At 53.6% G+C, this 24161-nt stretch carries 27 protein-coding genes; 4 read left to right on the top strand and 23 right to left on the bottom strand.

Going from position 1 to position 24161, the window contains the following annotated elements; genetic code table 11:
• Positions 1–2: 2 nt before the first annotated feature.
• From ACSAMP_RS15125 to ACSAMP_RS15115, 3 genes are read right to left on the bottom strand one after another with little or no spacing between them, the layout of a single operon-like run.
• On the bottom strand, positions 3–1520 hold the full coding sequence (locus tag ACSAMP_RS15125; protein WP_082670659.1) for an ABC transporter ATP-binding protein: 1518 nt from the start codon (positions 1518–1520) through the stop codon (positions 3–5).
• A complete protein-coding gene (locus ACSAMP_RS15120) occupies positions 1517–2242 on the bottom strand; it encodes an energy-coupling factor transporter transmembrane component T (RefSeq protein WP_425503789.1) in 726 nt (241 codons plus the stop codon). Before ACSAMP_RS15120 ends, ACSAMP_RS15125 begins: the two co-directional genes overlap by 4 nt.
• On the bottom strand, positions 2239–2850 hold the full coding sequence (locus ACSAMP_RS15115; protein WP_058722716.1) for an MptD family putative ECF transporter S component: 612 nt from the start codon (positions 2848–2850) through the stop codon (positions 2239–2241). The genes ACSAMP_RS15120 and ACSAMP_RS15115 overlap by 4 nt, the downstream gene beginning before the upstream one ends.
• A 188-nt stretch (positions 2851–3038) precedes the next feature.
• Here ACSAMP_RS15115 and ACSAMP_RS15110 point away from each other — a divergent pair, with 188 nt between their 5' ends.
• Positions 3039–4001 carry a helix-turn-helix transcriptional regulator gene (locus ACSAMP_RS15110; RefSeq protein WP_058722715.1) on the top strand — a complete coding sequence of 321 codons (963 nt, stop codon included), beginning with the start codon at positions 3039–3041 and terminating at the stop codon, positions 3999–4001.
• A gap of 158 nt (positions 4002–4159) precedes the next feature.
• Here the strand turns inward: ACSAMP_RS15110 and ACSAMP_RS15105 are convergent, their stop codons facing one another.
• From ACSAMP_RS15105 to ACSAMP_RS15085, 5 genes are all read right to left on the bottom strand, one after another.
• Positions 4160–5890: an ABC transporter ATP-binding protein gene (locus tag ACSAMP_RS15105; RefSeq protein ID WP_058722714.1), complete on the bottom strand. Its 1731-nt coding sequence runs from the start codon at positions 5888–5890 to the stop codon at positions 4160–4162.
• Entirely contained in the window at positions 5887–7629 is a 1743-nt protein-coding gene (locus tag ACSAMP_RS15100) for an ABC transporter ATP-binding protein (RefSeq protein WP_058722713.1), read from the bottom strand. The genes ACSAMP_RS15105 and ACSAMP_RS15100 overlap by 4 nt, the downstream gene beginning before the upstream one ends.
• Positions 7630–7711: 82 nt before the next feature.
• Positions 7712–8341: a TetR/AcrR family transcriptional regulator gene (locus ACSAMP_RS15095; protein WP_207731715.1), complete on the bottom strand. Its 630-nt coding sequence runs from the start codon at positions 8339–8341 to the stop codon at positions 7712–7714.
• A 131-nt stretch (positions 8342–8472) separates the two neighbouring features.
• Complete coding sequence (locus ACSAMP_RS15090; protein WP_058722712.1) at positions 8473–9090, bottom strand: hypothetical protein; 618 nt, start codon at positions 9088–9090, stop codon at positions 8473–8475.
• Positions 9091–9121: 31 nt separating this feature from the next.
• Positions 9122–10006 carry a hypothetical protein gene (locus ACSAMP_RS15085; protein ID WP_058722711.1) on the bottom strand — a complete coding sequence of 295 codons (885 nt, stop codon included), beginning with the start codon at positions 10004–10006 and terminating at the stop codon, positions 9122–9124.
• Between the two features lie 142 nt (positions 10007–10148).
• On the opposite strand from ACSAMP_RS15085, the gene ACSAMP_RS15080 reads away from it, so the two are divergent.
• A complete protein-coding gene (locus ACSAMP_RS15080) occupies positions 10149–10469 on the top strand; it encodes a helix-turn-helix domain-containing protein (protein WP_058722745.1) in 321 nt (106 codons plus the stop codon).
• 56 nt (positions 10470–10525) lie between these two features.
• Positions 10526–10777, top strand: coding sequence for a helix-turn-helix domain-containing protein (locus ACSAMP_RS15075; protein WP_207731714.1), 252 nt, complete (start codon positions 10526–10528; stop codon positions 10775–10777).
• A gap of 159 nt (positions 10778–10936) precedes the next feature.
• Here the strand turns inward: ACSAMP_RS15075 and ACSAMP_RS15070 are convergent, their stop codons facing one another.
• The 9 genes from ACSAMP_RS15070 to ACSAMP_RS15030 all read right to left on the bottom strand — a co-directional run bounded on the left by ACSAMP_RS15070 (position 10937) and on the right by ACSAMP_RS15030 (position 20100).
• The gene (locus ACSAMP_RS15070) at positions 10937–11335 is read right to left on the bottom strand and encodes a winged helix-turn-helix domain-containing protein (RefSeq protein ID WP_058722710.1); all 399 of its coding nucleotides are present in this window, start codon (positions 11333–11335) and stop codon (positions 10937–10939) included.
• Between the two features lie 37 nt (positions 11336–11372).
• Positions 11373–11741, bottom strand: a complete 369-nt coding sequence (locus ACSAMP_RS15065) for a metal-dependent transcriptional regulator (RefSeq protein WP_071698929.1) — start codon at positions 11739–11741, stop codon at positions 11373–11375.
• Positions 11742–11757: 16 nt separating this feature from the next.
• On the bottom strand, positions 11758–13506 hold the full coding sequence (locus ACSAMP_RS15060; RefSeq protein WP_071698928.1) for an ABC transporter ATP-binding protein: 1749 nt from the start codon (positions 13504–13506) through the stop codon (positions 11758–11760).
• Positions 13507–15291 carry an ABC transporter ATP-binding protein gene (locus ACSAMP_RS15055; protein ID WP_071698927.1) on the bottom strand — a complete coding sequence of 595 codons (1785 nt, stop codon included), beginning with the start codon at positions 15289–15291 and terminating at the stop codon, positions 13507–13509.
• 15 nt (positions 15292–15306) lie between these two features.
• The gene (locus ACSAMP_RS15050; protein WP_071698926.1) at positions 15307–16773 is read right to left on the bottom strand and encodes an ABC transporter ATP-binding protein; all 1467 of its coding nucleotides are present in this window, start codon (positions 16771–16773) and stop codon (positions 15307–15309) included.
• Between the two features lies 1 nt (position 16774).
• A complete protein-coding gene (locus ACSAMP_RS15045) occupies positions 16775–17548 on the bottom strand; it encodes an energy-coupling factor transporter transmembrane component T family protein (protein WP_071698925.1) in 774 nt (257 codons plus the stop codon).
• 115 nt (positions 17549–17663) lie between these two features.
• Complete coding sequence (locus tag ACSAMP_RS15040; protein WP_044940852.1) at positions 17664–18266, bottom strand: MptD family putative ECF transporter S component; 603 nt, start codon at positions 18264–18266, stop codon at positions 17664–17666.
• Between the two features lie 128 nt (positions 18267–18394).
• Positions 18395–19375 carry a helix-turn-helix transcriptional regulator gene (locus tag ACSAMP_RS15035; RefSeq protein ID WP_044940849.1) on the bottom strand — a complete coding sequence of 327 codons (981 nt, stop codon included), beginning with the start codon at positions 19373–19375 and terminating at the stop codon, positions 18395–18397.
• A gap of 140 nt (positions 19376–19515) precedes the next feature.
• Positions 19516–20100, bottom strand: coding sequence for an SLOG family protein (locus ACSAMP_RS15030; protein ID WP_071698999.1), 585 nt, complete (start codon positions 20098–20100; stop codon positions 19516–19518).
• A 103-nt stretch (positions 20101–20203) separates the two neighbouring features.
• Between ACSAMP_RS15030 and ACSAMP_RS15025 the strand changes: the two genes are divergently transcribed.
• Positions 20204–20539 carry a helix-turn-helix domain-containing protein gene (locus tag ACSAMP_RS15025; protein WP_009257986.1) on the top strand — a complete coding sequence of 112 codons (336 nt, stop codon included), beginning with the start codon at positions 20204–20206 and terminating at the stop codon, positions 20537–20539.
• Positions 20540–20572: 33 nt separating this feature from the next.
• Here the strand turns inward: ACSAMP_RS15025 and ACSAMP_RS15020 are convergent, their stop codons facing one another.
• From ACSAMP_RS15020 to ACSAMP_RS14995, 6 genes are all read right to left on the bottom strand, one after another.
• Complete coding sequence (locus tag ACSAMP_RS15020; protein WP_009257985.1) at positions 20573–20986, bottom strand: hypothetical protein; 414 nt, start codon at positions 20984–20986, stop codon at positions 20573–20575.
• A gap of 5 nt (positions 20987–20991) precedes the next feature.
• On the bottom strand, positions 20992–21903 hold the full coding sequence (locus tag ACSAMP_RS15015; RefSeq protein ID WP_071698924.1) for a ParM/StbA family protein: 912 nt from the start codon (positions 21901–21903) through the stop codon (positions 20992–20994).
• A gap of 195 nt (positions 21904–22098) precedes the next feature.
• Entirely contained in the window at positions 22099–22431 is a 333-nt protein-coding gene (locus ACSAMP_RS15010; RefSeq protein WP_071698923.1) for a pantoate--beta-alanine ligase, read from the bottom strand.
• A 293-nt stretch (positions 22432–22724) separates the two neighbouring features.
• Entirely contained in the window at positions 22725–22964 is a 240-nt protein-coding gene (locus tag ACSAMP_RS15005; RefSeq protein ID WP_009257982.1) for a hypothetical protein, read from the bottom strand.
• A gap of 2 nt (positions 22965–22966) precedes the next feature.
• The gene (locus ACSAMP_RS15000) at positions 22967–23503 is read right to left on the bottom strand and encodes a hypothetical protein (RefSeq protein ID WP_009257981.1); all 537 of its coding nucleotides are present in this window, start codon (positions 23501–23503) and stop codon (positions 22967–22969) included.
• A 22-nt stretch (positions 23504–23525) separates the two neighbouring features.
• Positions 23526–24158: a hypothetical protein gene (locus tag ACSAMP_RS14995; protein ID WP_009257980.1), complete on the bottom strand. Its 633-nt coding sequence runs from the start codon at positions 24156–24158 to the stop codon at positions 23526–23528.
• Positions 24159–24161: the final 3 nt, after the last annotated feature.

Genomic DNA, 24161 nt, shown 5'->3' with positions numbered 1-24161 from the left:
GACTACCTCTCCTTTCCATCTGAATGGCCCAGGCCACCTTCTCTGTCTCCTTCGGAGCCATTCACCTTGACAGAGAACAGCTCTCTCAGCTTCGGGAGGGCGTCCATCACAACGGGTATATCATCGGGCATCTCGCCCTCGTCAAAATGCAGAACACGGGAGCAGGTGCGGCAGACAAATTCAAAATCATGGGTGACAATGAAAATGACCTTTCCCAGTTCAGACAGCCGCCGGATCAGCCCCGCCACCTGGGTCATGCTGTCAAAGTCCAGGCCGCTGGTGGGCTCGTCAAACACCAGCAGGTCTTTTCCGCAGATCATGCTGACCGCTACGGCCACCCGCTGCTTCTGCCCGCCGGACAGCGTATTGGGGTGGCGCTCCCGATAGGGAGCCAGCCCCAATTCCTCCAGAGTCGAGGCGGCCAAGGTCAAGTCCGGATTGCGGATGCCGAAAGAGCACTCCGCCTCCACACTCTCGGCAAATAATTCGTAGTTCACATCCTGCATCACCATGTAGGAGCGTTTCAGCCTGTTCTTCCGCTCCATCGCCTGTCCATCCCACAGAAACTGCCCCTCGCAGTCCTTGTGGAGCCCGCACAGGGCGCGGGAAAAGGTCGTTTTCCCGGCCCCATTGTGGCCCACCACGCCGATTACCTCACCCTTTGCGGCGGCAAGGCTGATGCGGTGCAGGATCGTCCGCTTTTTATACCGGAGCGTGACATTCCGAAGCTCCAGGACAGGGGAAGATGCCGGCGAGTGGACTTGCGGAGGCCGCACCTCCGCCAAGTCCGCCGCCCGCAATCCCATGCGTTCCCGGGCCTCCCTTGGTAATCCGCGGAACTCTTCCGGCGTAAAAACCTTCTCGATCCGGCCCTGCTCCAAGTACACGATCCGGTCCGCCAGATCCATCAGATAATAGAGCCGGTGCTCCGCGATCAGGATGGTCTTGCCCTGCTTTTGAAGCAGCCGCAAATGGCCTTTTAACTCCTGGATAGATGTCATATCCAGATTGGAGGACGGCTCATCCAGCAGGTAAATCTCTGGATTCATGGCATAGACCGAAGCGAAGGCGATCTTCTGCTTTTCGCCCCCGGACAATTCAAAGATATTGCGGTTTCGGAGCGGACTGATATGCAGGTCGTCGGTGGCCTGCTCCACCCGCTCCGCCAACTCCACGGGCGGCCGGGCCTCGTTTTCAATCCCAAAGGCGATTTCGCTGTCCGTGTCCACATTGAAAAACTGCGTCCTGGGGTTTTGGAACACAGAGCCGACTTTAGCGGCGATCTGGTACATGGGCAGCTTGCTGATCTCCTGTCCATCCACCAGTACGCTGCCCGTCAATTCTCCCGCATAGAATTGTGGGATCAGGCCGTTGACCAGCCTTGTGATGGTGGTCTTGCCGCATCCGCTCCGGCCGCAGAACAGGACGCACTCTCCATCCGCAATCGTCAGATTGATGTCGTGCAGGCCGTCATGCTCCTGGCCCTGGTAGGCAAACGACACATGCTTCAGTTCAATCATCCGAACACCCCCTTCCAGTACAGCCCCACAGCGAGGTACGCCGCGAAGCAGACGCCCGCCAGAAGATCCGCGGGTCCTATGTGAATCTGCACCAGACAGGTCCGGGGCTTCGGGTTTTCGATCCCGCGGGTAATGGAGGCGATGGACAACTCATCCGCCGCCTTGGATGCCGCCATCATCAGCGGGACATAAATGCACTCCACCGTCATGGCCGGGTGCGTCAGCAGTCCCTTGGGAGACGGCGACACATCCCGCATCCGCATGGCGTCCTTGATAAACCGCCAGTCCTCCTGGATGGTGGGGACATAGCGGAGCATGACAGCCAGCGGGATCACCAGCTTTTTCGGTGCGTGGATGCGGTTCATGGCGGATAAGAATTCGCTGACCTTCGTGGTAGAGAGGACAATGCCGGACAGCATCCCACAGGGATAGACCTTATGGAACAGCCCCAAAAAGGCGATAAACATGGTGCGCCAAGTGCCCGTCATGGTGTCCATGATCCAGAGGGTGAGCAGGACAATCAGCGCATAGAACAGTACACCCTTCCAGGCATATTTCCACTTCCCGAAGCAGACGCCGAGCAGCCCGATCAGCACCACAAGGCCCAGTTCGTAGAATAGGGACGGGGCCATCATAGCGGAAAGGATGCAGAACAGCAGCAGCAATATCTTCGTCCTGGGGTCCAGCCACAGCCCGCGCCGGGATGACGCTCCGCCCATCATGCGGTGATCCCAGCCTTTTCAAACTGCTTTTTCAGCATCTTGCCGCCGACCCAGCCGCTGAGAGCCGCCACCGTCAATGTGCCGGCGATGATGACCACGAGGAGCCAGGAGGGTGCGGAGGCGTTCATGGTGTCGATGTAGGACTGTTCCGTGCCATTGTTCAGCATGGTGCTGGCCCAGCCGTCCGGGTCAAGAAAGAATACCACATAAGTATAGATGCCTCCCAGGGAAATCAGCATATAGGACAGCAGATTGATGGCCTTGTTGCGGTAGTGACCGGCGCCGGCTACCAAGTCCGCAATGAGTCCCATCCCGATATAGCCCAGGGAAAACGCCCAGTGCATTCCGGTGGCAAACCAGATGATCCCCATGATGATGCCGAGGATTGTGACGCTCCACCGCTTCTGCACTTTAGCCACCATCAGCAGATAAATAGGGCCGCACAGCAGCGCCGCCCCCATCGGCATATAGAAGGTCAGGACTGGATTCGGGGCGAACGGAAGTCCGCCGACCAGGGTAAACACAAAAAAGATGGCACTGAAAATACCCGTTGTCACAAGATCCTTGACCGTAAGGCCCTTCTTCAGTGAATTGACTTGATTACTCATTTTGCTCCTCCTGTTTTTGCGTCATGTTGACTTTTTCTTTGTGATATGCTACTCTTTGGTTAGAGTTCGCTAACCGTCACCTATAACATACACTCGATTGGGGCGGCTTTCAATGATTTGAAACGAGGTTCGTCTTTTCGTTTCAAAAGTTCGTCCAATCGTTGTAAAGAGGAGGCGAGTCTTTTGTCATGCCCGAAATCATTGAGCAATACTATGCGCCGCTGTTGAAAGGGCACGGTTTTATTCCCGACCCGGATAATCAGCAGTATGGTTCTTTAGGTATCTCGTGGAAGTTATCGCCCGAAATCGGAGAGGGGTCCTACTGGACCTACGGGCAAAAGGATCTGTACGACATCAAGATCCATAACTTTTCCTTTCACGAGGACTCTCTGCTGGAATTCTCCCTGCCAGAGTGTTTGAGCATCACCCGCTATGATTCCATCTCCGGCGAGGAATTGGCTCCGTACCGCCGGCTGTCCGCCGGGTGTATCAAAACCTATATCGGTGGCTATTCGCCCTACCGGGTGCTGATCCACAAAAATATTCCCATTCGCTCCATCGGCGTTGAGATCATGCCCGCCTACTATGAGGATTATCTCAAAAAGCAGTATCCGGACGAATACCACAACCCGGTGGAGGCATTCCGAAAGATCGACCAGACAACAGACTTCCCGGAAATGTCCAGGCTCCTTACAGAGCTTCAAAATTACCGCGGAGATGGGATCGCCGCCAAACTGTTTTATGAGAGCAAGGTAGCCGAAGCGTTGTCGCTGGTGGTGGAGTATCAGAAAAAGCGTCCGGCGGCCACTGGGCGGCTGGCAACCCAGGATATTGAGAATATTCAGACAGTCGCTACCTACCTGAGCGACCATTACGCCGCGGAAGTTCCCATGGAGCGTCTGACCCAGATTGCCTGCATGGGGACAACAAAACTCAAGAGCAGTTTCAAGAAGGTCTACGACTGCACCATCACCGAGTACATCCAGCAGCGCCGCATGAGCCAGGCGGAGTACCTTCTCACCAATACTGATTTGTCCATTGGACAGATTGCGCAGACTGTGGGCTATTCTACCTCCAGCCGCTTTGCGGAGCTGTTCCGAAAGAGCACTGGACTGTTACCGGGAGAGTTTAGGAAGGTAGGAAAGAAGTAGAATAGAAAGCGTGCAGCTCCACTTTAGTTTTGGAACTGCACGCTTTCTTTATAGCGTTCCCCATATCTGCGCATGGCGATTTTTTTGCTGCAAATGCCATAGCCACCCAAAAATCACAGTGCAAATATCTGTACTGCAGTTTTGTCTTTTGCGATCAATCAAAGTGTCCATCGGCTGGACTCCGTGCGCTCGGACACGAAATCCCGGTAGATGCCCGCCTGCTGGATCAGTTCGTCGTGGGTACCCTTTTGGACGACGCTGCCCTGGTCCAGCACCAGAATCTGATCCGCACCCCGCACGGTCTTGAGCCGGTGGGCGATCATCAGCACGGTCTTCTCCCTCGTCAGGGCTTCCATAGCCCTTTGGAGCTGATCCTCATTCTCGGGGTCCACATTGGCCGTGGCCTCGTCGAAGATGACGATGGGCGCGTCCTTCAAGAGACACCGGGCGATGGAGATGCGCTGCTTCTCTCCGCCAGAGAGCGTGGCTCCTCCCTCGCCAATTACCGTATTATATCCATCCGGCAGGGCGGAGATAAAGTCGTGGCAGCACGCCTTTTTTGCAACCTCCACCACCTGCTCATGGGTAGCGTCCGGGCAGCCGAACTTGATATTGTTCTCCACCGTGTCGGCAAAGAGGTACACCCGCTGGAACACCATGCTCACCTGCTCCATGAGGGATTCCAGTGTGTACTCCCGCACATCCCGGCCGCCGATGGTCACACGGCCGCCGTCCACATCCCAAAACCGGGCGATCAGGTTGCAGAGAGTGGTCTTGCCCGAGCCGGAGGGCCCTACAATGGCGGTGGTCGTTCGATCTGGGATGGTCAGAGACACATCCTTGAGGATGGGGCGACTTCCATAGGAGAAGTTCACATGGTCGAATACAATCTCGTGGTCCTCTGGACGGATTACCGTGCCGCGCTGATCCATCTCCGGGATGTCGTCCACCTGGTTTGCATGGTCGATGGAGCTGCCCACCAGACGCAGGGCGGACACGCCGCTGCCCGCGGACTGGATCTGGGAGAAAATCAGGAAGGAGACGATGACCGCCATCAGCGCATTGGCGAGGGACATGGCTCCTGTCAGGCACAGCCCCACCGACGCGGCCAGGATCAGAACGCTGAACAGGTGGAGAACCATCTCCTGGCCCCAGATATAGGGAGTGAACAGCTTCTCTACCGCCAGATTGTTCGCCCGGCTGTCCTCCAGAGCCTGCCGCACCCGCTTGTCACCCTTTCCGGTCAGGTTAAAGGACTTGATGACGCTCATGCCCTGGAGCTGTTCCAGCACCGCCTCCACCAGCCGGGCCTCGTCCCGCTGGCGCTTGGGGGCGATTTTGGCGGACTGTTTCTCCATTCCGGAGAGAAGGGCCAGATACACCAGCATCCCCGCCAGGGCCAGCAGACCGATCCGCCAGTCCCAGAACAGGATGCACAGCAGCATGACGGCAGAATTGATCAGGCCGCCCAGGATACCAACCAGTACCATAGGGCCGGTGCTCTCCACCTCGTCCAGAACGGTGGTGGTGATGCCGGTGAGCTCCCCCAAACTCTGGTCGTTGAAATAGCCCATGGGGACCCGCTTGAGTTTGTCGCCGATGGAGATACGCTTATTCGCCACCATGAAGTAGCCGGCGTGGGTCTGTTGGAGCTGGCTGAAGCGGTTGAGGACCGCCCGGCCCAGAATGCTGGCCAGCAGAAGCCCCAGCGCCTGCCATGCCGGGGCGGGGTCTGTGGAGCCGCCCACCAGGGCCAGCACCACCACATAGATGGCCGCGATCTGGAACATGTGGAACACCGCGTAAAAGAAGCCTAAAATCATGGACTTTCGGATATTGCCCTGTTCCTCGCCGGCAAAGTGCCAGATTTTTTTCAGAACGCCGATCATGCCTGCTCTCCCTCCTTTGCGCCCATGTGAGCCCGCCACATCTCTTGATACAGCGGGCAGTTTTTCAAAAGTTCTTCGTGGGTGCCCGCATCCTGGATGCGGCCGCCATTGACTACCACGATCTGATCCGCTCCCGTGATGGTGCTGAGGCGGTGGGCGATGACCAGAACGGTCTTTCCCGCCACCAGCTTACCCACGGCCTGCTGAACAACAGCTTCGTTCTCGGGGTCTATGTAGGCGGTCGCCTCGTCCAGCACCACAATGGGCGCGTCTTTGAGCATGGCCCGGGCGATGGCGATGCGCTGGCGTTCGCCGCCGGACAGATGGGCGCCGCCTCCGCCCACCACGGTGTCGTAGCCGCGTTCCAGGCCCCGGATAAAGGCGTCGCACCCGGCGGCCTTTGCCACGGCCTCCACCTCGGCGTCGGTGGCCGCCGGGCGACCCATGCGGATATTTTCCCGGATGCTCTCGTCAAAGAGGTAGTTGTCCTGGGAGACAAAGGCCACCTGGTCATAGAGCTGCTTCAGTGGGACCCGCTTCAAGTCTTGTCCGCCCAAGGTGATGGAGCCGGAGGTTACATCCCAAAAGCCGGCGATCAGCTTGGCGATGGTGGACTTGCCCGAGCCAGAGGGCCCCACAAAGGCGGTCATGCTCCCGGCGGGAATGGTGAGGGACACATCGTGGAGCACCTCCTTGTCCGCGTGGTAGCCGAAAGACACATGGGAGAGCTTGATGTCCCGGCCCCGGAACTCCACCGACGCTTCCCCGTGATCCTGCTCCGCCCCGTTCAGGATGGCGTCCACCGAGCCCACGATGGTGCCCACTTTGGCAAGGCTGTCCACAAAGTCCATAGCGGCCAGCAGAGGCCCGGCAATGCCCAGGGACAGGACGATGGTGGTGATAAAGGTCTCGATGGGCAGACTCCCTCCGGTGTAGAGAAGCCAGCCCACCGGCAGAATAGTAATCATGGTGGTAGGTGAGATGGCACGGGCCAGAGAGACCGGCATCTGGCAGCTCTTCATCCAGTGGTAGAAGTAGGAGGCGTTGGCCTTTACGCTGTCGGAGAAGCGGGCATAGGACTGCTTGCCCTGGTTGAACGCCTTGATGACCTCAATGCCGCCGATGTACTCCACAATGGCGCTGTTCATGGCCTGGGTGGTCTTGACCGAGCCCTCATACTGCTTGCCGTAGCCAGCCATCACCGCCATCATGAAAGCCATGCCCACCGGGATGGACACCATGCTTAAAAGGGCCATCCGCCAGTCCAGTACGAACAGGTAGATCAGGATGCACACTGGCCCCAGCACATTGGCGGTCATCTCCGGCAGAAGATGGGCCAGGGGCCGTTCCATGCTCTCCACCTGGTCCACAATGATCTGCTTCATCTGGCCGCTGGAGGTGTCCAGAATCGTACCCAGAGGCATCTTTGGCAGCTTCTCCAGCACCCGCTCCCGGATGGATTTCAGGATGGCAAAGGTGGCCTTGTGGGATTGGGACAGGGCCAGGGAATACAGGGTGGCCCGGAGCAGGAAGCCCACGAGCGCCACAACACACCATATCAGGTAGTATTGCATACTCTGCTCCCCTTTCAGCAGGCCCAGGGTGATCTGCGCCGCGGCGAAGTAAGGGAGCATCCCAAACAGTACCCCCACCACAGCGGACAGGACCGCCCGCTTCAGGCCGCCCTGCTGTCCCTCTCCCAGCTCCCACAAACGGAGCATGGGGCTTTGTTGTTTCATGATATAAATTCCTCCTTTTGGTTAGTAATTGCTAACTTTTGTGCAAACAGGAGGGCTGCACCCAAGGGCACAGCCTCTTTTGTCAGGGCTGAGGGTCAAACACGGTGCCGAAACCTGCCATGTGGTAGCGGTTGAGCATCTTGACATAGCGGTGGGCGGCGGCGCGGTCCATGTTGTGCCGCACCACCTCGAACATGCCGTTGAAGTAGGCGGTGACGATGATATGGATGAACTCCTCCGTCACCAGGCCGGATTTGACGCTCTCGCAACCGATGACCTCCATGTACTTGTAGGTGTACTCCACCTCGATGTCCACCAGTTCGTCCAGGAAGCGCGAAAACCGGGTACCATGGGCCCCGTCCAGCAGCAGGCGGAATACATCAAAGTGGTCGTAGATGTAGTCCAACAGGTCTTCCTGATGGCGGGCAGTGTACTGGCCCATCTCGGCCCTCTGCTCCTCCTCCGGGAATTGGTGAAAGTCCTCCTGGACCTTGCGGAACATGGCCTTAAATTCATCCACCACCGGCTCCGCGAGGGCGCGGAACAGCCCCTCTTTGTCCCCAAAGCGGGTGTAGATTGACCCGGTGCTGGTCTCCGCTTCCTGGGCGATGGTACGCAAGGAAGCGTCCAGAAATCCCCTGGACAAAAACTCCTCCTTGGCGCACTCCAGCACCCGGTCATAGACGCCCACCTTTTGTTTTGCCACTGCCATTCCTCCTCATTCAAAACAATGTTTTATAACGCTGTTTTGAATATAGCACTACGGTTTTCATTTGTCAAGAGGGGAGCTCAGAATAAGAGAGCGAAAGACCCCGCAGACCGAATCTGCGGGGTCTTTTCATGTTATTCTATTTCTGCATCCTCTTGAATAGTCGGATAGATCATCTGCCACGCCGGGAGAAAGTCCAGTTGAACCAGCGCGTTGCGGAAGGCCCTCGATAGTGGGTCTACAAATTCCCTTCGGCTGTGAAGCAGTTCCACGATATAAAGCTCCCATGTGTAGTGGGGTCCCCGCTGTTTCTTCCACAGCGGATAATACGCCCTCTCTGCTCGGAACATCAGAAACTCTACGATTGAGATACAGTTCTCGAAGGAATAGAGCTTTGCCATATGGAGCATCCCGGCGCTGTCATAACGCGCTACGGGAAAGTCCACTTCTGCCTCTGACAATGTAAAGTCAAATGCGGAGGCCGGGAAAGCCATCACAGTGTTGAACAGCACCCTTTGAGCTGCCAGGAGCAATGTTTTTTCTCGCCGCAAAAAGGAGATATATTCCTCCCATGTGAGGTCGGCCCAAAACCCGTCCACATCGCTTTTCTTTTTCCAAGTGAACAGCGTGTCCTCCACCCGGTAGGTTAAATAGGTCAGGTACCCGTATGTTGTTTCTTCATCATACAGCTTTGCGTACATGCCGGTACGAAGGATTTGTTCTACCAGCTCTTCATTTTGATCCCAGTCCATTGTTCCACCTGATCTGTCATTTTTAGCCCAATTAAAAATTCAGGAAATCAAGCCCGGCGGCCGTTGACATTGCAATTACTTCATTTGGGTTGTTCTGCAATTCCACCTCCGTCCCCAGTGCGCTCATCAACAGGCCGAAGGTATCGTGCATCCCCAGCTGATTCTGCATATTGTATGTGGCGGCGTACTCCGGAAAATAGGCCCAGATATAGTTCATCAATGCGGGGTAGTTGATTAGGCCGCCAGTCCTTAACTCCTCGTACTGCCCCCATAGTTCAAACAAGGCGAGACTGCTGGCCCGCTTGGAAAAGAACAGATACCCCAAGGTATTGTCAATTCCTTCCCGTACATCCTCTTCGGACTGCTCCGATTGCTTCAATACGGTTTCCGAGAAGTCGCAGTTCCAAATAGGATAGCAGACAGCGAGGACTTCCTCTCCTGTACCTGTTTCGATCCAGAAGACGCCGTTCATCAGCGGCTTGTAGCGTGCAGTACGGCCCCGCGGCGTGGCAAGGGGCGCCGGGTAGGGCCCAAAGTATTCCGGATGATACTCCATATTGAAAAAAGCAACATCACGAAGCGAGGTTTGTCCGTCTGCGTACATTCCGTGCCGGACCTGATACCGATAGATCTCATACTCAATAATTTTATACCCATGTCGTTCCTCCGCAAACGGATAGAGCAGCACACGGGAGTCCTCTTCCGACATTCTTCCGTATGCCATAGCCTCTTTTGATATGGCTGGCGAGGAGCGTTCCACCACATAGTATTCGTCCGCTAAAAACCTGCCGTCCTGTTTCCGGGCCGCGATATAGTAGACGCCGGGGCACTCCTGACATGCCCTTACTATTCCACCAACTGTGTCGTCTAAACAGAACGGCAGCCTCTCCGGGGGTGATTCTCTTTCTCGATCCATGCGTTTCTCTCTTTTCCCGTGTGGCGTTTTACTCAATTATAACACCATTAAAGTGCTATTGCATAAAAAAGCACACCACGCGCACCCTAATGTCACACCACAAAAGTGTACCATGAGGGAAATGGTGGTGGAGGAATCGTATATGGAGATGGACTTTATTAGAAACCGTATTACAGAGTTACGGGTAAAAAAGGGGATTTCCGAGTATCAGTTAAGCTATGATTTAGGGCATAGCAAGAACTATATTCATAACATTGTAACGGGGTATTCCCAGCCATCTGTGAAAGAACTGCTCTATTTGATTGACACGCTCGGTATCACGCCCCGTTTGTTTTTCGATGAGGAAACAGAATACCGAAATCCAATTTTAGTTCAGGAGATTATAGATGGCATCAAGTCGATGAACGATCAGGATTTAGAAGCTGTTCTGCTGATGGTCAGGCGCTTGAATGAGAAAAATTGATGGACATGAAATCATGTAATTAAGATATTATACCCGACATACCGGGAATATTCAAGATGCAACATGTCAAATATAATAGGAATCACAAAGGGGTGGTCTCTATTATTACTTACGATCCGCTCTGGGATACCATGCGTCGAAAAGGAATTACGACCTATTCTTTAATAAAGGATTATTCCTTCAGCAAGGGGACATTGGATTCTTTGAAACAAAACCGGAATATCTCAACCGCAACACTGAATGACCTTTGCAACATTCTTTCTTGCAGGGTAGAAGATGTTCTTCGCCACATTCCAGACAAAATATAAACGACGCTTTGAGGGCATTACTGCTCACACCAAAGCGTCGTTTTTTATATCTGCTTGCTGGCTGGCGTTACTCTAATCTTGTCGATTTACTCCATGTATAAAGTATTACTTACCTAAAATTCGGCCTTTCTATTGTCTTGTCTTTAATGGTCAACAGTGTTACGGTGGCAAGAATTTATAGCCCTTCCCATACACGGTTTGGATAAAGTCAGCGTTCAGCTTATGGCGCAGCTTGTAAATGATGCTGGAAATCCCCGTCCAACTGCTGTCAAACGAATCAGGGGCGGCGAACTCATAGATCTCCCTTTTTGAAAATACCCGTCCGGGCCGCCGGGCAAGCAAATGAAACACATCGAACTCCATAGGAGTCAGCTCTATGAATTTGCCCTGCCAAAACACTTGACGGCACGCAGCGTCGATACATAAAGCCTTATAGCGCAGAGGGGCAGAGGAAAGATCCGTACACATGACCAGTTCTGTTGACTCTATGAAGGCCATGATTTTCTCTGCGGTTTCAAGATCATCTTCTTCGACTGATAATATGAACAGTTTTCCCACTACATCACCTCCGATAACCTCGACTGCCAGACCACTTTTACTTGTCCTTTAGCCCTGATTTAATTTTTTGAAAACTGTCATCGCTGATTGCGTGCTCCATGCGGCAGGCATCCTGCTCGGCAGTCTTTGGCTCTACACCTGCATCCACCAGCAGACGGATGAAAAAGCAGTGCTTCTCATAAGTTCTTTCGGCAACCTCTCGGCCCACATCGGTCAGGTGCAGGAAAGAGTCTTCGTCCATGGTGAGAAACCCGCCCTCTTTCAAGGTGGCTACCGCATGACACACGCTGGGTTTCGATACATCAAGGTGCCGGGCCACATCTACGGAGCGCACCATGCCTTTCTTCCTCTTTAAGACAAGGATTGCTTCCAGATAATCTTCGCCAGATGCGTGTAATTGTTTCATGGGGAGCTCCTCTCCATCAAGACAGGCTCCAACCGGCAGAGTTCATACGGATACGGACGAAATCCTGATAAATACCGGGTTGTTCCATCAATTCCTCATGGGTGCCATGCTGCGAGATATGTCCGTCACTGATGACCAAAATCTGGTCGGCGTTCTGGATGGTATTCAAACGGTGGGCAATGACCAGCAGGGTCTTACCCTTTACCAGTTCGGAGATAGCCTCCTGAATATAGCTCTCATTGTCAGTGTCCACGCTGGCGGTCGCCTCGTCCAAAATTACAATAGGAGCGTCTTTCAGAATACAGCGGGCGATGGAGATACGCTGTTTCTCACCGCCGGAGAGGGTTGCGCCGCCCTCTCCCACCACAGTCTGAAATCCGTCAGGCAGAGCCATGATGAAATCGTAGCAGCGGGCTTTCCTCGCCGCCTCATAGACCTCCTCCTCGGTGGCGTTTGGCTTGCCCATACTGATGTTGTTATAGATCGTGTCCTGGAAGAGATACACGCGCTGGAATACCATGCTGATGTGATCCATTAGCTCCGCGAGGGGGACTTGTCGGGTGTCCACGCCCCGGATGGCAACACTGCCGCTTTTCACATCCCACAGCCGGGCCAGCAGATTGGCGATGGTGGACTTCCCGCCGCCGGAGGGGCCCACGAGAGCGGTCATGCTATTGGGGAACATCGAGAAGCTGATGTGGTGCAGCACCTCTTTGTCCTGGTAGGCAAAGGCTACATCATTGAACTGCACCTCCGGCTGGCCTGGCTGCGCTTGAGCCGGGATATGCTGTTTCCCTGTGTCCGGGAGCTCCGGCTCATCCAATACAGCCTCAATGCGGTCCAGGGCGGCGTTCATCACAGTCAGGCGGGACGCCTCGCCATAAAGCGCCTTGAGCGGCCCGAACAGGTCAAAGACGAACAGGAGGACGCCCAGCACATAGGCCAGAGAAAGGACACCGCTCCGCTCCAGAAAGACCGACAGGCCAAAAATCGCGGCAATCCCGATTCCATAAAGGACATTCAACCCCATGGTCCACGGGGTCATCTTCCGTTCAAAGGCGAGGGATGTATTTCTGGACCGCTTGAAATTGCCGGTCAGTTCTTCCGATTTCTCACCCAGCAGGTTATAGCTCTTGATGACCCCGATGCCCTCCACAAAGGACAGCACCGCGTCCGTCAGCCGTTCGCTCTGTTCCTGGCGGCCAGCGGCTTCCCGCAGGGAAACCTTGTTCATCCCTCTGGAAACCAGCCACGCCAGGATGGTCACAAGGGCCGCGATCAGGCCCAGCTGCCAATTCAGATAGAACATGAACCCCAGCAGGACCAGGGAGGACAGCAGATAGCTCATCATGTTGCCCAGCGTGCTCATGGCGACTTCTTCAATAAACACCATATCGGTGCTGAGGACAGAACTGATTTTGCCGATATTGCCGGAGGTGAAGTAACCCATAGGCAGTTTCCGCAGGTGTCCGCCCAGCTCCATGCGCTTCTCGGCAAACATCAGGTAGCCCGCCGCGCTCTGGAGGCTGTCGCTGAGGTAGTGGACCAGCATCTGCACCAGCACGGCCGCCGTGAGGCCAAGACCCACATAGAGGCAGGTCTGTCCGGTCAATGTTCCGGCGGCAAAGCCGCTCAACACCACAAAGGCCAGGAAGATCGGCATTTTAGACAGGATCGACTCCACAAACGCGCAGGCAAAAGCGCCCTGAATACGCCCTTTATATGGACCAGCAAGTTTCAAAATCCTTGAAAACAGTGCAAACATTTAGTTCCCCTCCTTTGCGGTATGTATGTTCCATTCGGCGCTGTCCTGGGCCGCCTTCCACAGCTTTTGATATTCCGGGCAGGACTGGATCAGGTCCTGATGCTTTCCTGCCGCAACCAGTTTGCCGTGGTCTACGACGCAGATTTGGTCGGCGTTCATAATAGCAGGCAGCTTATGGGCGATAACAACCAGAGTCTTGTCCTTCACCAGTTCCGCAATCGCCGCCTCCATCTTCTCCTCGTTCTCGGGGTCAGCGTAGGCGGTGGCCTCATCAAGCACCACAATAGGGGCGTCCTTCAGGATGGCACGGGCCAGAGAAATACGCTGGCGCTGACCGCCGGAGAGCATCTTGCCCGCATCCCCCGCCATGGAGTGGATACCTTGGGGCAGCTTTTCCAGAAACTCCATACACTGGGCTTTTCGCGCTGCCTCCAGGACCTCCTCATCGGTAGCGTTCAACCGTCCCATGCGGATATTCTCCAGCAGAGAGGTGTTGAACAGGTATTGATCCTGCGCTACATAGGAAATACGGCTGTTCAGCGCCTCCAGGCTCATGTCACACAGTTTCTGTCCGCCAATGGAGATGCTGCCTTTCTGCGCGTCATAGTAGTGGATCAACAGCTTTGCCAGAGTGCTCTTGCCCGAGCCGGACTCTCCCACCAGGGCCGTTTTCTGTCCGGCCTTGGCCGTAAAGCTGATGTCGTGGAGCACTTCATCCTCCACCACCATGGGCTTTCCGTCCGGGCCGGGCTGTGTCTTGGTGTAGCCAAAGGAAACATGGTCATAAACGATGGTATCATCCTTGCCGTGGAAGCTGTCCGGCGTCTGCTGAAGCTCCGGCGCATCCAAAACCTGCTCCAGCGCAGAAATCTTGTAGTTGAGCTGGGGCATGGTGGGCAGGAAGCCCAGGGATTTGAGGAGCGGCATCCCGATGCTCAGGGAGAGGCACAGCACCAAAATCAGGTCTGGCAGAGCCGACCAGCCGGCGAAGACAAACCACGCCCCCAGCGGCAGAGTCAAAATCACAGTGCAGGGAAGGAGGCTGCTGTAAATTGCCATCCAGGGCCATGCCGCCTTGTACCAAGCCAAGGTGTAATCCCGGTAATCCGAAACATCCTTGCGAAACCGCTCATAGGAGTCCGCGTCCTTGTTGAATACCTTGACGACCTCCATGCCGTTGATGTACTCAATGATGGTGTTGTTCATCTTCTGGCCGGCCATATAGTAGGGGCCCATTTTCTTCATGCCCACCGAGTACATGGTCATCATGGCGATCAGGCTGATGGGGATGGAGGCCAGAGACAGCAGCGCCAGCTTCCAGTCCACGAAAAACATAGCCACATAGACCGCGATGGGGACCATCAGGTTTGCGATTCCCTCTGGCATGGAGTGGGCCAACAGGACCTCCAGACTGTCCACATCATCGACAAACAGCTTTTTGACCGTGCCGGTGCCCTTGTCCTGGATCACGCCCAGAGGCAGTTTCTCAAACCGCTTTTGCAGGGCAGTCCGCAGCCGGAGCAGCGTGTCATAGGCGGCCTTGTGCGAAAGATTGAGCCCCCAGCCATAGAGAACAGCCTGCAAGACCAGGCACACCAGCACCAAAGCCACCCGCAGGATAAGAAACGAAGCGTCAAGTTCCGCTCCCATCACCAGCGGAGCAATTACCTGGTAGGCCAGCACAAAGGGCAGGACGCCCATCAAAACGCTGACCAGCACCACCGCTGTGGCCGCATAGAGGCCCTTTTTATGCGGCCCCGCGTATTCAAATACCTTTTGAAACATGATTTCAACCTCCCATCAATGAAAATACTGTTCCGACAGAGCTTTCAACATCTGCGGCGTGAGCCGGTGGTTTTGAACGGCCCCCTGGTCGTCCAGCTGGACCACCTCCGTACAGGTCCGGACGATAAACTCAAAGTCGTGAGAGACCACAAACACGATCACGCCGGAAGCGGACAACTGCTCAATCAGGCGGCTGACCCGCACCATGGAGTCATAGTCCAGGCCGCTGGTGGGCTCGTCAAAATAGATCACTGGGCTGTCCTTGACGATGGCCGCGCCAATGGTGACCCGCTGTTTCTGCCCGCCGGAGAGGGCCGCCGGGTGCTGTTCCCGGTATTCGGACAGCTCCAGCGCCTCCAGCGCGGCGTCCACCTTCTCTTTGCAGTCCTCCCGAATCCCAAGAGAGAGTTCTTCCTCCACACTGCTGGCAAAGAGCTGGTAATCCGTGTCCTGCATGACCAAATAGGACAGCGCCCGGCGCTGGCGTGGGGTGAGCTTTCTGCCGTCAAAGGTGATCTCGCCGTTCCGCTGCTTCAAGAGGCCGGTCAGGATGGACAAGAGGGTGGTCTTGCCCGCTCCGTTGTGGCCCAGGATGCCGATCACATCCCCGGCGTGGGCTTCAAAGCTGACATTCCGAAAGACCTCCTGCTCTTTCGGATAAGCAAAGGAAAGGCCCTGCACACTCAGCAGGTGTTTCCCCATTGGGCGGCGTTCTTTTTCCTGATAATGCTCCGCATCCCGCTCCGGATATGCAGTCCGCAGCCCATAGGATATGCGCGTTCCCTCCGGTAAGGAGCAAAACTGCTCCCTTGTAAATTCCTGTTCGATTTTTCCGTTTTGTATGAGAAATACCCGGTCGATTAAATCACGCAGATAGTAAAAGCGATGCTCCACCACAAAGATGGTGTATCCGTCCCGCTTCAATTTTCCCATAATCTCCGCAAGCCGTTTGGTGGCCGCATAATCCAGGTTTGCGGAGGGCTCATCGAAGATATAGACCTTCGGTGAAAGCGCGTAGACCGAGCCCACGGCGATCTGCTGCTTCTCTCCGCTGGACAGGGCAAAGATACTCCGGTTTAGGTAGTCCGCCAGTTCCAGATCCTTTGCGGCTTTTGCGATGCGGTCAATGGTTTCCTCACGGGGGAGGCCCATATTTTCGCAGCCAAAGGCCAGTTCCCGCGTAGTGTCCGTCATGAAGAACTGGGAGCGCGGGTCCTGAAATACCGTCCCCACCTGCCCGGCCAGCTGTGCGGGCTTCATTTCCAGCAGGGAGCGCCCATCCATCACAAGGTCGCCCTGTATCTCACCGGGATAAAAGTGCGGGATCAGGCCGTTGAGTGAGCGGATCAGCGTGGTCTTGCCACAGCCGCTTCGCCCGGTCAGGAGGATAAATTCGCCGGTCTGCACCGTCATATCAATGCCACGGAGGGTAAAGTCCTTGCTCTCTTCATAGCGAAAGCTGAAATTCTGAAACGAGATCATGTCACACCCTCCACAAGATGATTTCCCCGATTCGGGTCTGGTCCAGGAACAGCAGCGCCGCCAGAAAGACAACGCCCAGCAGGGACACCAGGACCTCCGGCCAGGAGAAGCGAATGGGGCGCAGGGCGTACCGTTTGCACTCCAGCTCCAGCCCCCGGGTGGTGCCGGAGGCCGCCAGCTCGTCCGTGACCTTCAGGCACCGCATCAGCAGGGGAATTAAAATATACTCAATGGTGGCAAGAGGATGAGATACCCGTTTCCACAAGGTGTCGCTGATCCCCCGGATGTCCATGGTGCTACGGATCTGCCTGTATTCAATCCGCAGGGTGGGGATATAGCGGAACATGACCACCAGCGGGATCGTCACCGCCTGGGGAAGCCGCATCCGCTGGAGCGCCACCATCAGGTCGTCCATATAGGTGGTCCGCAAAATCCAAAGGCCCATCATCACAATGGGAATCAGCTTCAAAAGCGTCACGCCGAACACGCTCATAATCACGCTCAGTACCGGCACCTGCACATAGCGGAGCAGGGCGTTGAGATAGGCAACGATGATGTAGACCACAATCATCTTCAAGGCCCACTTTCCGCCGTTCCCCACGGCAATAAACAGGCCATACACCAGCATGAGCGCAAGGCTGACCACCTCCCCAGCCAAAAAGTAACTGACAAACCCGATACAGACCAGAAGTAAAATCTTGCAGCGGGGATCTAACAGTGCCGATCCATGAAGGGGCTGCTGTTCAATGATTTGTTTGATTTGTGATTCTTCCATTCCAATGCCTCCCTATCCAAATCAAAGCGCGGGGCCATTTTCAGCCCCGCGCCCTGAGATCAGGCAGCCCGCTTGCCTGCGCTTGTCTGATTGACTGCCGAGGGGCTGTGCCTTGTTATTTGACTGAAACGAGCCCTGCCTTTATAAAGTGCTTCTTCAAAGCCTTCTGCCCAATCACGGCGCCAATCAGTCCACCTACCAAGCCGGCCGCAACGATGACCACCAGCATGGGGACGGAGGTGATATTCAGCATCCCGTCTATGTATTCCTGGGCAATATTGTTCTTCTCCATGGCTCCCACAAAGGCGCTCTGGAGGAACTTGATGGGGCAGATGGCGCTGAAGGCAAAAATGGCGCTGAACAGGGCGTAGGCCACGGTCATGGACTTCATGGTGATTTCTTTCCGGCCCATGACCAGGAAATCGCAGATCACACCGCCAATCACCAAGCCGATGGGGATAAACCAGAAAGCGCCCACCAGCAGGAACAGGATAGCCTGGATTGCGGAGCAGATGGTGAAAACGCCCTTTTTCGGTACCTTTGCCAGTAAGAGCATCATCACGATGCCATTGGGGATCGCGACAACGGATGGATAGAACACATTGGTCACTGGGCCGGCCACACTCATAATGGTGCTGATAATCATGCAGATGATCCACATGAGGGCGGTCAGGACGCCAATCAGGATAAAATCTTTCGCATTCAACTTCTGTTTCATGCTTTGCCTCCTCTAAACAACAATATGCGTTGAGGTTAGCACTTACTAACCTCAACGCATATTGTATCAGTTATGCCTTTCTAATTCGACCCAAAACCTGCCCATTTTCACCCAAAAGCAGTTAAAGGTCACTGCTTTGTGTGGTTGAAGCGTGTCTCCCTGTAATGTTTGGGTGCAACACCGTATTTTTTCTTGAAGGCCGCCGCAAAGTTGCTCGGTTTTCCATACCCTACAATCGCAGCGACCTCCCCCACATTCCAGTCTCCGTCCAACAGCAGTTGCGCCGCCTGTGTCAACCGCTGCTCAATAACATATTGATGGATCGGCATACCGTAGAAGGAAGAAAATCCCCGTGTCAGCTTGGTCAGACTCAGATGTACCTGTTGAGACAGTTCTTCACAAGAGGGGGCAAAGGCGAGCTGGCTGTCGATGATCCGTTTTGCTTCCATGATGGCAGTCCGCTCCGTCCGGGACATGGAAATATTTTTGCCCATCAGAATGTCCAATTCCAAAACTTCTCCCAGATAGATGGACAGCAGCTCCAACAGTTTGCCGTCCAAATAGAGATAGCCCAGCCCCCCGCGGTATTGAGAAAATTTGCTTGTTTCCGACAGTATTTGCTCCATAATTGGTGTGACAGAGACTTTGGCAATACCATTCAGGAGCTTCTTTTCATAGACTGTAATTTCCTGTCCGTCAAAGTAATCAGCAAGGAGTTGTGAAAAGTAGGGAATTGGGATTTTAATGCTTTTGAATGAGAAGTTACTGTCTTTTTTGTAGCAGATATATTCTGTGCCATCATGTCCAGCATAGATACAAGACTCATTTTTCTGTATAGTAATAGAACGATTCTCATTCATTATCCCCCATGAAATTCCATCATTCAGGCAGAAAATGATTTGCATATATTCTCCACTAACAGGACCCTGCACATTCATATCGGATTGATAGCACATTTTCCAGTCTGAGAGGATAACGCCGTGCTTGATTTTTGTTTGAGAAATTTGGCCTTGCCCGACTTCTGAAGGAATGTCCATAGTGATTGTCTGAGGGGTATTGGTTATCAAATCGTTATAAAGATTGGTAAGATATAGACTGCTATGTGACATAACCCACCTCTTTCTAACTCGTTCAAGTTAGCTATCGCTAATCAGATGATACCCGATTTTTCCTCGACAGTCAAGGTGGCTTCGTATTACCAAAACCGCACACCTTTTTAGTTTTTTGGAGAAACAGTAACATATTTTGCCTAATCCGTATGCCTCTCTCTGTAATGATCTACTATGTTTATAATTCCTGTGTCTGGATGAATCAACACTATTGACAAGTTTCTTTTTTCAGCGATCCCTATCGCTGTCTCCACTCCGCTGTAATGTTTCGGATCATTATCATAAACAGCTACAACATAGTCGGCCTGCCCCATCATATATTCCGTGCGTTTTTTATACCCTTCGGCTCCTGGGTGTTCTGATCCCATCAGCACCTTGGCACAGCCCTCTCGGAGTTTTCGCTGCCGTGCCTGGCTCTTTGGGTCCCATCGGACATCATGGCCGGGGAAGGGGCAGACCATCACAACATCCAATTCCCGATATTCTACCTGGCGCTGCATATCCAACAGGATTTCGCCTGCCCACATGTCTACTCCCAGAGCTCCCCCAACGAAAAAGCAGCGCACACCGCTCTGGTAAAGTGACACAAATACATCATGCATCCGCTTTTTTATGCGCTTGCATGAGGTCATATATTCATTGTATTTGAATTTGAAGCGGGTAGGGTGTTGACCAATCACCGCACACGAACATATTTTCACTTGTTTTTCCTCCAAATTTTTCATCTTACGATCATTATATATGCTATGGTTGATTAAACTCAACTATAGTCGCTTAATTTTTCATGCTATAGTGGATAAAATGTAACTATAGTATGGAGGATTGCGAATGAGTGAGCTTTTGAAAGAAATGGGCCAGCGGATTCTGGAGCGAAGAAAACAATTAAATATGACACAGGAGACTTTGGCAAATTTGACGCATCTCACATCGCAAACCATCTCGTATGCGGAAATGGGGCAAAAAGCGATGCGCCCGGAAACCATGCTGAAGATCTGTGAAGCACTTGGCATCAGCGCAGACTATTTACTGCGTGGTAAAATTCTTGAAGCAGACACTTCGTTGCTCCAGCAGAAGATTTCCACATTGACACCCAGCCAATACCGCCACTTGGAACAGATTATCGATCACTTTATTGCTGCCATACAGGAAAAGGAAGAGGTATGAGAGTCGGCACAGCTTCGCTCCCATACCTCTTTTTTAGCCATTTCTACGGAAAGCCGCCATGGTGCTGGCGATCAGATTGCGGGTCATATCATCAACTTCGGATGCTCCCTCTGATGGCTCTGTCGTCTGTTCCTGCGGCGGCAGGGCTATTTTATTTTTCTTTGGAGGAGAGGATTCCCCGGTCGAAACTGCCTTATCCGAAGCCTGCTCATCCTGACGCATAATTTCTCGCACTATCGCTTCAATGGCCGCACGGTCAATGGCTGGCACTTTTAACGGCTGCGGATCGTCAGAAAAATGAGTGTTATAGTACACAAGCGCATTTGCAATATACTGGGCTTTACTGTGGGGCGGTTGTAGTTCCAGCAGTTCAACTGCGGCCCGCTGCACTGGGTCACCGATATTGAACCGCAGGGAGAAGCGCCCCCTTTCTTTTTTGGCCGTCATGATTGTCACCTGCCCACTGTTTCAAGCCGGTACAGGTATTCAAATCCAGCTGCATTGGCGTTGATGTTCGTGACGAACAGAGGCGTTCCCACCTTGCCGGAATCCTCGATCTGCCGGCGCAACAGAATAGCGCCGCCGCCCACAAACACCACTTTGCAATAGCGCAAATCCAACATCCGCTCTCGTAGAGTGCTGAACAAGTCGTTGACAAACTCCTGCGCCAGTCGTTCCACAAGCTGTATAGCCTCGGCCGGATACTGTGTCCGTCTGCCCATGAGGATGGCATCCACATCGCCCTCATCCAACAGCAAATCCAACTCTGCATTTCCTCTGGACCTGATTTTATTGTATAACAGGATAACGCCGTTTTCCAGCGAATCGCAGGAAGCGAGGTCGGCTTTTCCGTTTTTCAACAACAGATAATCCGCTGTAAAGCCTCCAATATCCAATACGACTGCCTTTGGGTCATCCAACAGGGCGTGTAGCATTGTGGCCGCAGCTGCGTATGCCTGGGGATAGCAGGCCACATCCTCAATGCTGATGGTGTAGTGTTTGTCTCCATACATAAACTCAACAAGCCCGCGGCCTTGAAAGTAGGCGGTGAATTTCTCTGCTTGAGAGCCAAAATGTGCCGGGGGCAGACCAACAGCCAACTGGATGTGCTGCTGTTCTTTTTCACCAATTCCCCGGGCGGTTATCTCTTCTGCAATAGCAATCAGTGTAAGGACAAAAAATCGGTCATCCTCCGTCTTATCCTTGTGGAACGGAATACGCTCATTGGACAGTGTGTAATAAGTACCACAGTATTGCAGGCTCTGGCCGAACGGCCGGGTCAGACTCTGCTGCAGTCCAGACACAAAGGGCTCGCCATGAACGGTTTTGATTTGTTTGTTGCCATGATCGACACCAATTAACATAGATAATTGCCTCCTTTTTTGCTTTATACATATCCTTTACGCCTGTATGACGCCTTTCTCAACAAAAAAGCAGGAAAGTTTTTATCTACAACGGTATCATCGAAAAATCAGGGGCGTGGAATAGTCGGCCTGCACCATAAAAAGCAGCATCGTCCTGATACATTCGAGGCGATGCTGCTTTTCTATCAAAACTGTTTAGCTTTCAACTTCCACATGGAGCTGGCTGGCGACTTCCTCTACCGACATACCATTTTTCATTGCCAGCTTCACAATCTCTTGAATTTTCTGCTTTTTCGTCTTACGGGGCTTTCGGGGAGCCTTGGGAGCAAGGATCTCCTGCTTTTTTGCCTCCAGAGATTTGATGCGTTCCTTTGCTGCGGTGATCTTCGCATCGTACTCTTCTACAACAGTTTTCTTTTTCTCCTCCAGCTCATTGATGGACTGATTTATCTTCGTGATTTTTTCATCCAGTTCATTCGCTCTCTCTTGCGGGGTACGGCGCTGACGCTTGCTCTCGGCTTCTGCCATTTTAAGATCACCTTTCTTTTGTGCTTAATTGAGATGTGCTTATGGTAAAAGAGTATCATATTGTATGTCAAAACACAAGAAGATGAAGTCGAAGCATAGTAGAAAATTGGGTTCAAAAGGACATACAGTTATCAGATTATAAAATACTGTAAAATGATTCCGATTGATTTAACACGGGCCATGTCAGCCCCAAAAAGAAGGGCCGGGTAGAGGAATATTCCTCTGCCCGGCCCTGTTATGAATTTACACAGATTCTGCCCTATGCTTTTGATAAGGGCAGACAAAGCACTTTTTCAGTCATCCGTCTTAATCAGGAGATAAAAACTGTCGCCGGCGTCGCGGGCTTCTTCTCTGCGCCAGTCCTCTCTATAGGGAAGACTATAGAAGCCGCATATATAGCGAACATCATCGTTATTCACTCCCGTTTGGCCCAAAGAGCCGAAACAGTGGATCACACAATCTCCATCCTCATTTCGACGCTCCAGAAGCCTGAAGCGGCCAGCGAGTTTCCTGTGGACTTTGCTCCAATCCATTGTTAAACCTCCCATTGGCCGCGGCCGATAAGCACCGCTTTCTTTCCTGCCTTTTCCGGGATCGGAAGTTCAATGCGCATATTTGCGCCGTCACCTTCGACTTTCCCCTTCGGCAGAACATATCGCGCAAAACACTCCCACTGGGGTTGTCTATAACGGCCAGTCAGTCCGCAGAGCCCGCTGGCAGCCGACCACTGGTTGCACTCGCTGCACGGGAAGCAGACTTTCCTCTCGTCCTGGTATGCCTGTGTGGCCTTGTTGTCCGCCACCAGGCGCTCAAAACGCTGGATCAGTTCTTCCTCATCGGTGACGATATAGAAAAAGTTCCCATAATGCAGAAACCGCCCCGAAATTACCGTGCAGCCCTGATAAGCCTGACGCTCTTCTGACCGCTGCCACTCCGGCTTCCGATTTACAAAATTCCCGTACCACTCATAGATCGGGTCCAATGTGTACTGCTCAAACAGCGGATAAAGCCGTTCCAGCGTCTCTATTGGCTCCCATCCCCAGAAGCCGCCATTTATTTTAATGATCGTCATGGTATGTACCTCCCTGCTATAATTAGGTGTGGACGCTGTACTGGGCTTTCTGCAGGTTATCCGCACCATGCAGGATGATGCCGCCGCAGATTCCCGTGCCCCGGGGCGTGACCTCTTCAAAGAAGAAGCTGTACGGCGCACCGTCATCATAAATGAGGATCTTCTCCGCATCCCGCCACTGGAAATGGTGTTCCAGAGTTTTCCCCAGCTTGTGCCGCAGGAGCGGTCGCTGGGCGATTTGATGGAGATTCTGCCTGCTGTGAAATTCAAAGCGGCGGGTCACCTTCTCCGGCACGGAGAGCTGGCTCCAGTTCCATCCGGCCATATCCGTCCCGGCCTCCACACACTCGTGGAAGCGGCGGTAGGGCAGCCGCACCCACTCCTCATAGCCGCGCAGGCTGTCCGCACCGGCGCTTTGCAGCCAGGAAAAGCGGATCACCAGCATCTCGCCGTCCAGTGCCCGTGTGAGCCGAAGGGCGGCATAGCAGCCGCAGTCAGCCACGATAATCTGACGCCCCGGCTCCCGCTCCAACTGCTCCAGCGTATCACGCAGGATTGCAAAGCGGTACGGGGATTTATGCCTCCGGGATATGGTGTGGAGATACAGCAGTTCTTCACTGCAGGATACTTTTACCAAAATACTGTCAAACATCATAAA

The organism is Flintibacter sp. SJQ-8 (genome assembly GCF_054108085.1).
This window is presented reverse-complemented; position numbering and strand designations above follow the sequence as displayed.